This is a genomic window from Selenomonadales bacterium (assembly GCA_017442105.1).
Classification (GTDB): domain Bacteria; phylum Bacillota; class Negativicutes; order RGIG982; family RGIG982; genus RGIG982.
The window spans coordinates 1-7,522 of the sequence record JAFSAX010000197.1 but is presented as its reverse complement, the minus strand read 5'-3'; the positions used below and the strand labels follow the sequence as shown (position 1 = coordinate 7,522).

The window sequence follows — 7,522 nt, the reverse complement described above, 5'->3', positions numbered from 1 at the left end:
TGACAGCTCCCTCGTCAGAGGGAGCCATAAAAGAAGCAATGATCATCTCCATACTTCCGACTACATCACCAAAACAGTTCCCCCTTATGAAAGGCGGTGATATCCCAAACTCCCCCACACATCCACCCAAACACGACCTACATTATGAAAAGGAGGCCCCCCATGAATCAAGAACCACGCCACCCGCACCCCGATGAAAGTGCGCACGGTCTTATCGGTACATTCAATTTAGACGCACAAGGCGACAGCGACGCACCTCGTCTTTACAACTATCCGCAGATCTCCGATATGACAAAAGAAGCCATCCGCCTCGCCCAAGAGCCGAGCATGAACCTTCCGCGCGCCATCAAAAAAGTCGCCTTCCGCCACGCCGCCGAAGCCGAGATGCTCAACCAGACGGCTGACGGCAATCCGCTCGATGTGAGCGACCGCGAAGTCTGCGACCAGATCGAAGACATCACACAGATGTTCCAGCAGCTCATCACATACGAGATGCTCCATGCAGAACGCGACCACTACCGAAAACGCCAACGTGCTGACGAAGCAAGACTGCGCATCCGCGACTTTCTCCGTGACGAACGTATGCGCGAACCGCTCTTTCACGACATCGACCGCACGATGAAAACGCGCTACCAATCGCTCCCGTACGAAGAAGCTGACCGCATCGCCCGCGCCATCGAACGCTTTCAGGTCGGCGACTTTGACGACGACGACACGTCCGTCATGGCAGACTACTACGACCGCGTCCGCCGCGAGCTCTCCGCGAAAGAACTCGGCATCGAAGACGTGTCCGTTCCGTCCGTCGAACGCACAGGCTCTATGGCAGACAGCATGAGCCCCGACATCAGCAAGCTCGGTGATATGTCGCCGCGCGATCAGGCACGCTTTATCTCCCGTATGCTCAAAAAATACTAACACACCAGGAGGAATATCCACATGACAATCCAACGCAACATGGGCCCGAGCCGCAGTCAGTCCTTGACATACGAAGCTGTGGGCAACAAAGAAGACTTCTCTGATATCCTTACAAACATCTCCCCGGAACTTACGTTCTTTCTCAAAAACCTGCAGACAGCACCGAACGCACAGGCACTTGAATTCGGCTGGTTCACCGAAGCACTCAAGCCGCCGCAGATGAACGCCCACCTCGAAAAAACAGACTTCAGCGGCGGTAAAGTCGGCTCTGTCGAAGCGAAGAAAAACTACTGTCAGCACTTCGTCAACTGCGGCTGGGTATCCGATGCACAAGACCGCGTCAAAAAGTTCTACAACGAACCGAGCGAATACGACCACCAGCTCTCCAATGCACTCCGCGAGCAGGCGCACGATCTCGAATATATGCTCGTCAACGGTGATGTCGCACGTGCCGAAAGCGGCGACTTGCCGGCACTTTCGGGCGGTATCCCGTACTTCATGCAGTCCGAAGTAATGAGCGCAACGCTCACTACTTCGACAGGCAAAGTAACGACAGCAAGCGCGCACGGCCTTCGCACAGGCGACTTCGTCTACTTCACGGCAGATGCGATGCCGACAGGTCTTACGGCAGGCACGATCTACTACATCCGCACCGACGACACGCTCCCCGAAACGGTATTCACGCTCTTTTCCTCGATGAAAGACGCCGTCGAAAACAAAACAGAAAAACAGGTCAAGCCGACGTCTGCGGGCACGAACCTCGCCATCGTCAAAAACAACATCATCGACCTCGGCGGTAAAGCCGACTTCACCGTTGACGATGTCAACACCGTCATGCAGATGTGCTACAACCGCGGCGGCAAACCGACTGTAGCCGTGATGAGCGGCGCGAAAAAACGCCGTTTCAGCGAGATCATGAGCGGCCTTACGACGACGATGCGTCAGGCAGGCGACGACCGCGTCGATATGGTCGTCAGCGCATACCAGTCCGACTTCGGCATGATCAACGCACACGCACACCGCTTGTACCCGGACGACCGCATCGACCTTCTCGACATGCACTACTGGGACAAAAAATGGTTCGAAGAACCGCACCGCATCACCGAGCTTGCAAAACGCGGCTCGTATCGCGAATTCGCCGTCGAATCGTGGTTCGGCTTGCAGGGCACACAGCCGAAAGCCAGCGGCTCCATCACGGGTATCCTCCGCTGATGAAACGCGTACTTCTTCTTTGGAGATGGGCAGAAGCTCTCGCTCATCTCCTCCTCCCCAAGGAGGAAACACGAAAGGAGGCATACCATGCTGACAGACCAAAAGCTGACCGTCCTAAACGATAACAAGTGCACGATGATCCTTCGTAACACATTCGACTGCTCCGTGGCACAAAAGCTGGCACATGAGGCCACCCAGTCGGGCGGCGGCAGATTCGGCACAGGCAGCGGACAGTGCATCGCCCTCGGCCATATCCCGCCCGAGATGTGGAACTGCGACCCGTGGCTCATCGCCGCAGAAAACGCCCGCCGCGCAGGCGACCTCGGCGAATATACGAAAAACGTGAAGAAATTCTTCGAGCTGTATCCCGCCTTCGCCATCTCCACCCCTGCCAAATACGTCCACGGCACAGGAGGTCTGACATGATCGCACGCACCGACCTTTTCACCCTCACCCGCAGGCTCCTCGGTGACGAAGATGTCCGCACATATTCCGACTACGACATCGAAAATGCCACCACCGACGCGCTCTCGTACCTATCTCGTCACCTCGCCGTTCTCGGCAGTGACCTAACGACCGCCTCTACCGTCCTCAAAGACGGCGATAAGCTCCCCGACGACTTCGTCACGCTCCGCGCCGTATGCGATACCGAAGGCAGACCACTCATCCCCGTACGCATCGGCCTTACTGTCGCGGACGGCGGCTACCGCATCGAAGGAGATACCTTCCGCACGAAAGACGGCGCACTCGTCACCTATCAGAAGAAACTTCCGACCTTCACCGATGACGGCGACCTCGACCTGCCATCCTCTCTTACCGACACACTTGCCAAAACAGTCGTCCTCACACTCTCGGGCGCAGACGACCTTACGCGCCAAAAAGCCCTCTTAAGCGACGACCTTCTCATCACACGCCGTATGCGCACACGACGCACGCCCGACCTGCCGTGGCGCATCTGACGACCCGACCGAAAGGAGCACACCATGACCATATCCGAAGCCATCTCCTACATGAGGCGAGCAGTGCATGATGTATCGGACGAATACAGCGAAACAGACTACCTCACCTTCCTCAACGAAGCCGTCCGAGAAACAGCCGTCCTCCTCGCCTCGCTCCGCTACGCACCGCTCATCCGCGAAACGATCCTCACCAACGGCGACACACTTCCGAGCGACTTTCTCTTATCCGTCGGCTGCCATCCGTACCGTCTTACCGAAGGCAAAGTCAAATTAGACGGCGGCCGCACCCAGCTTACGCTCCGCTACTACGGCGCACCGCAAGAACTGACCGCAAGTGACACGCTCCCGTTCACACCTGCCATCACCGAAGCCGTCCTCCTCACAGCCGTCATACGCGCCCTGCGCCATAACGAATACGACACCTCCGCCGAAGAAGCACATCTGGCGAACCTGCGCACCGCACTTGCCGCAACGCTCGCACCAAAAGGAGCAAGACCATGATGGGCGCATCCTCCGCAAATGCGACCACGAGCAAGCTGACCGCCGAAAGAGGCGCGACCACCGCAGACAAGCTGACCGCACCGCAACTGCCTGCCTCGATAGACGGCGACGGCCGCTACGTGATGAGCCTTTTGAGCGACTTCTGCCACGACACCGCAGACCTCGTCAACCGTGCCAACAACATAGACACCGCCATACCGCACGATATCGACGACTTTCGCGTCACCTTCGACCGCCAAGGCGTACTCTGGCAGTGGACGAGCGTACCGACCGCGCTCTGCTACGAACTGACGGCAGGTTCCGCTCTCCTCGCACGCACGAGCGAAACATCACTACGCATCGCACCGCCCTCTTTCAGCGGAGCCGTCACCCTCACCGCACAGCTTACAGGCGGCACCGCCATCACCACGTCCCTCTCGTATACGAAACCGCGCCCCAAAAGACCGACAAACGTCACACTTTCGCGCACCGAAAGCGGCACCATCATCACCTACGACTCTGTACCGAGCGACTGCATCGGCGCACAGCTCACCATCGACGGATACACCGTACGCACAAGCGAAAACAGCTTCCTTCACCGCCACGACGGCCGTCTTACCACCATCGCCGTCGCCTACTACGACAGCTTCGGCACAGGTGATGCCCTCACCATCTGTGCCGACGTCGCGCCCGTCACAGGATTTTTCGCCGAACAAAACGGTGACTGGCTCGACCTCACGTGGAACGCACACCCGCTCCTCGGCACACACTACGTCATCAAAGTCGCCCACCGCGAACCCGACTGGAACGGCGCCATGACACTTGCCGAAACAAAAGATACGCACATACGGCTCCGCTACCCACAGGCAGGGCACGCCTTTTTTCTCATCAAAGCATTCGACGCCTACGGCAACGCTTCCACCTCGGCCACATGGACATCGCTCGACCGCATCGCCGACCACCGCAAAAACGTCATCATCACATTAGACCAAAGCGAAACATACTACAGCGGAACAAAAACGAACCTCTACTACGACACCGCAGCCAACGGCCTTCGCCTCGCCGACGGAAGCCGACGCGGAGAATACCTCATTGCCGTCCACCTGCCCGAAACCTACCGCGCACGAAGCTGGCTCGAAGCCAAACTCATCGGCGTCACCGACGACCGCCTATCCTGGGACGATGCAGCCTTCACATGGGAAAGCGAAGACGCATCTGCCACCGTCTGGAACGGCACCAACGGCGACCTCGGCAGTGCCATGCTCACCAAAGAGATCGCCGAAGCCGCCCTGCCGACCGAAAACGAAACAGTCTGGACGATGGACGGCACACTCACCTCCGCAAAAGACGATGCACCGACCGAAGCACAGCACGCGGACACCTTCTGCCCCGCCCGCTGGAACCGCGGCCTCTCTATCTCGCCCATCACACGCCTCGCCTATAGCGTAGACAGCCTCGACACCTTCAGCCTCGTATTCCACCTCACGACAGACGCCCCGCCCGCCGACTGCGAGATCGTATCACTTGCAGGCGATAACGCTGCACTCACCCTCCGCTACACAAACGGCGCCTTCACCCTCATCGGCACAGACAACATCACCGTACGACTGCCATACATCACAGAAGCACGCGACTTTCTCGCCCTCGGCATCGAACAAACAGCGACTGCACGCACGCTCCGCCTCGCCTCCCTCACATACAAGACCGACCGCAAACAGACCGCTGCCGCACCGCCCTGCATGAGCCTGACGACCATCGCATGGTATCCGCGCTGACAACAAACACGAACCATCGCCTATCCCCTCGATAAGCCCCCACCGCATCGTCACACCACCAACCGAAAGGAGAACCACATGACCAACGAAACGACCCACCTCAAAGGCAGAGCCATCATCACACTCACGCGACCCGACGGCACCAGAGAAACGCGCCAAAAAGACAACCTCATCACAAACGCAGGCTTCGACTTTCTCTGCAGCGCCATCGCCTCGCCCACCAGACCGAACGCCATGAACTACACAGCCGTTGGTACCGGCACCACCGCCCCTTCCGCCGCGCAGACAGCCCTCGCCAAAGAACTCACGCGAAAATCAGCCACCTACGCACACACGAGCGGAACGAAAGAACTCACCCTCACCACCACCTTCGGCGCAGGCGAAGCCACGGGCGCCATCACCGAAGCAGGCATCGTCAACGCATCGAGCGGCGGCACCCTCTTCGACCGCGTCACCTTTGCCGTCATCAACAAAGGCGAACAAGACGAACTGACGACCAAATTCGTCTTCACCCTCTCGTAACATGATCACCACCATCAACAAAGGCGACTACACATGGGACACCGCCCTCTTCGCATGGGACGACGATACCGCCGTCAAAACGTGGGACACCGCCACACTCGCCGACTTCTCGCTCACAGAAGAAGAAACGCTCACCGTCACCGCAAAAAGCTCTCGCGCACCACACATCACAAGCAGGCAGACGATGCACCTTGCAAGCACGCAGGCAAACCGCATCACCCGCAAAGAAAAAGTCGCCGTCACCCTCATCGAACAGACTGCCCATACGACCCTCTACCGACGCACCGCCCAAGAGAACACCTCCCTCAGCGAACAAGGCAGCCGCCTCCTCACACACACCGAGCGCGCCTCAGCTCGACTGAACAGCACCATCCTCTCCCCGTGGCAAGGCACACTTGCAAGCGTCACCCTTCTCTCGAGCGGTCTTGACGACGCATCATGGGCACGCCTGGCCGCCTCACCAAGCGGATACGAAGCCTTCCACCCATTCGAAGTCGGCGAATACACCTACCGCGACGCCCTCGTACGCCTCCTCCTCACCACAGGTGCCGCAGGCGCAGACCCACTCCTCTATGACGTCGCCTTCCACGTCGACATCGAAGACACCCGCGAAAACGGCATCGCCGACTGCACCGAAGACGCACCAACGCGCATCACGCTCGCTCATCACTACTACCACCCACCGCGCATCGTCCTCACCGTCCTCTCCGCAGACACAACAGGCGGCATGCCCATCCCGCACCTCATCAGCCAAAGCGAAACAGACGGAGCGCGCACCTTCGACTGCGAACTTCTCCTCCCGAACGGCACACGCAAAAGCGGCACCGTATCCTGGCTCGCCGAAGGCTACTAACAAAACTTTACGAAAGGAACACCGCCATGGAACAATTCCAGCTCTTAGAAGGCGATCGGACACTCAAAGCCTCACGCGAACAGATCAACAACGCACTATCCACCGTCCGCTCCCTCTCCTCGGGAACAGCCTTCCCCACCACCAACCTCTCTGACGGCATGCTCTGCTACCGCACCGACCACGGCCGTCTCTACCAGCTCGCCGATGCCGCCAATAACATCTGGACAGACCGCATCGCCGCAAGCATCGCAGGCACAGCCGCCACCGCCGATACCGTCGCATGGTCAAGCATCGAAAACAAACCGACCGCCTACCCAGCCGAAGAACACACTCACACCTACGCAAGCTCTCTGACCGAAGGCGGCCCCGCCACCAAAGCAGAAGCCCTCGCCACACCGCGTACCATCAACGGCACCCCGTTCGACGGCACCGCAGACATCACCGTCACCGTCCCGTGGTCAAACATCGAAAACAAACCGGCCTCCTATGCCTGTGCCGACAAGCTCACCACACCGCGCACCATCAACGGTGTCTCATTCGACGGCACTGCAAACATCACCATCGCCGTACCGGCCACACCAAAAGCCTACGTCACCACCACATGGAAAAGCGATGCCAAAGGCTATCGCGTCTGGTCGGACGGCTTCATCGAACAATGGGGCACCACCTCTGCCATCGACGCCGACAGCTACACCGTCACCTTCTCCAAAGCCTTCACCACCACCAACTACTTCGTCAACTTCATCGTTGCAGGTGCAACGTTGGCAAAAGACGGGTCCTACGGGCATCAGATATCATCGCGATCC

At 58.7% G+C, this 7,522-nt stretch carries 9 protein-coding genes; all 9 read left to right on the top strand.

Annotation, left to right across the window (positions count from 1 at the left end; genetic code table 11):
- The first annotated feature begins 162 nt into the window (after positions 1 to 162).
- The gene (locus tag IJN28_07695; protein MBQ6713651.1) at positions 163 to 915 is read left to right on the top strand and encodes a hypothetical protein; all 753 of its coding nucleotides are present in this window, start codon (positions 163 to 165) and stop codon (positions 913 to 915) included.
- 21 nt (positions 916 to 936) lie between these two features.
- Positions 937 to 2,127, top strand: coding sequence for a DUF5309 family protein (locus tag IJN28_07690; GenBank protein MBQ6713650.1), 1,191 nt, complete (start codon positions 937 to 939; stop codon positions 2,125 to 2,127).
- An 87-nt stretch (positions 2,128 to 2,214) separates the two neighbouring features.
- A complete protein-coding gene (locus IJN28_07685; protein MBQ6713649.1) occupies positions 2,215 to 2,553 on the top strand; it encodes a hypothetical protein in 339 nt (112 codons plus the stop codon).
- The gene (locus tag IJN28_07680; protein ID MBQ6713648.1) at positions 2,550 to 3,086 is read left to right on the top strand and encodes a hypothetical protein; all 537 of its coding nucleotides are present in this window, start codon (positions 2,550 to 2,552) and stop codon (positions 3,084 to 3,086) included. Before IJN28_07685 ends, IJN28_07680 begins: the two co-directional genes overlap by 4 nt.
- 24 nt (positions 3,087 to 3,110) lie before the next feature.
- Positions 3,111 to 3,587 (top strand): hypothetical protein, encoded by a 477-nt coding sequence (locus IJN28_07675; GenBank protein ID MBQ6713647.1) that lies wholly within the window; start codon positions 3,111 to 3,113, stop codon positions 3,585 to 3,587.
- The gene (locus tag IJN28_07670; protein ID MBQ6713646.1) at positions 3,584 to 5,341 is read left to right on the top strand and encodes a hypothetical protein; all 1,758 of its coding nucleotides are present in this window, start codon (positions 3,584 to 3,586) and stop codon (positions 5,339 to 5,341) included. Before IJN28_07675 ends, IJN28_07670 begins: the two co-directional genes overlap by 4 nt.
- Positions 5,342 to 5,419: 78 nt before the next feature.
- Entirely contained in the window at positions 5,420 to 5,863 is a 444-nt protein-coding gene (locus IJN28_07665) for a hypothetical protein (GenBank protein ID MBQ6713645.1), read from the top strand.
- A gap of 1 nt (position 5,864) precedes the next feature.
- Positions 5,865 to 6,716, top strand: a complete 852-nt coding sequence (locus IJN28_07660; protein ID MBQ6713644.1) for a hypothetical protein — start codon at positions 5,865 to 5,867, stop codon at positions 6,714 to 6,716.
- A 26-nt stretch (positions 6,717 to 6,742) separates the two neighbouring features.
- The coding region (locus IJN28_07655) for a hypothetical protein (GenBank protein ID MBQ6713643.1) at positions 6,743 to 7,522 on the top strand (780 nt) is incomplete at its 3' end.

Bases quoted from the DNA above. Each gene is read 5' to 3' on its own strand.
- IJN28_07695 (MBQ6713651.1), top strand. From the start codon at position 163: ATGAATCAAGAACCACGCCACCCGCACCCCGATGAAAGTGCGCACGGT.
- IJN28_07690 (MBQ6713650.1), top strand. From the start codon at position 937: ATGACAATCCAACGCAACATGGGCCCGAGCCGCAGTCAGTCCTTGACA.
- IJN28_07685 (MBQ6713649.1), top strand. From the start codon at position 2,215: ATGCTGACAGACCAAAAGCTGACCGTCCTAAACGATAACAAGTGCACG.
- IJN28_07680 (MBQ6713648.1), top strand. From the start codon at position 2,550: ATGATCGCACGCACCGACCTTTTCACCCTCACCCGCAGGCTCCTCGGT.
- IJN28_07675 (MBQ6713647.1), top strand. From the start codon at position 3,111: ATGACCATATCCGAAGCCATCTCCTACATGAGGCGAGCAGTGCATGAT.
- IJN28_07670 (MBQ6713646.1), top strand. From the start codon at position 3,584: ATGATGGGCGCATCCTCCGCAAATGCGACCACGAGCAAGCTGACCGCC.
- IJN28_07665 (MBQ6713645.1), top strand. From the start codon at position 5,420: ATGACCAACGAAACGACCCACCTCAAAGGCAGAGCCATCATCACACTC.
- IJN28_07660 (MBQ6713644.1), top strand. From the start codon at position 5,865: ATGATCACCACCATCAACAAAGGCGACTACACATGGGACACCGCCCTC.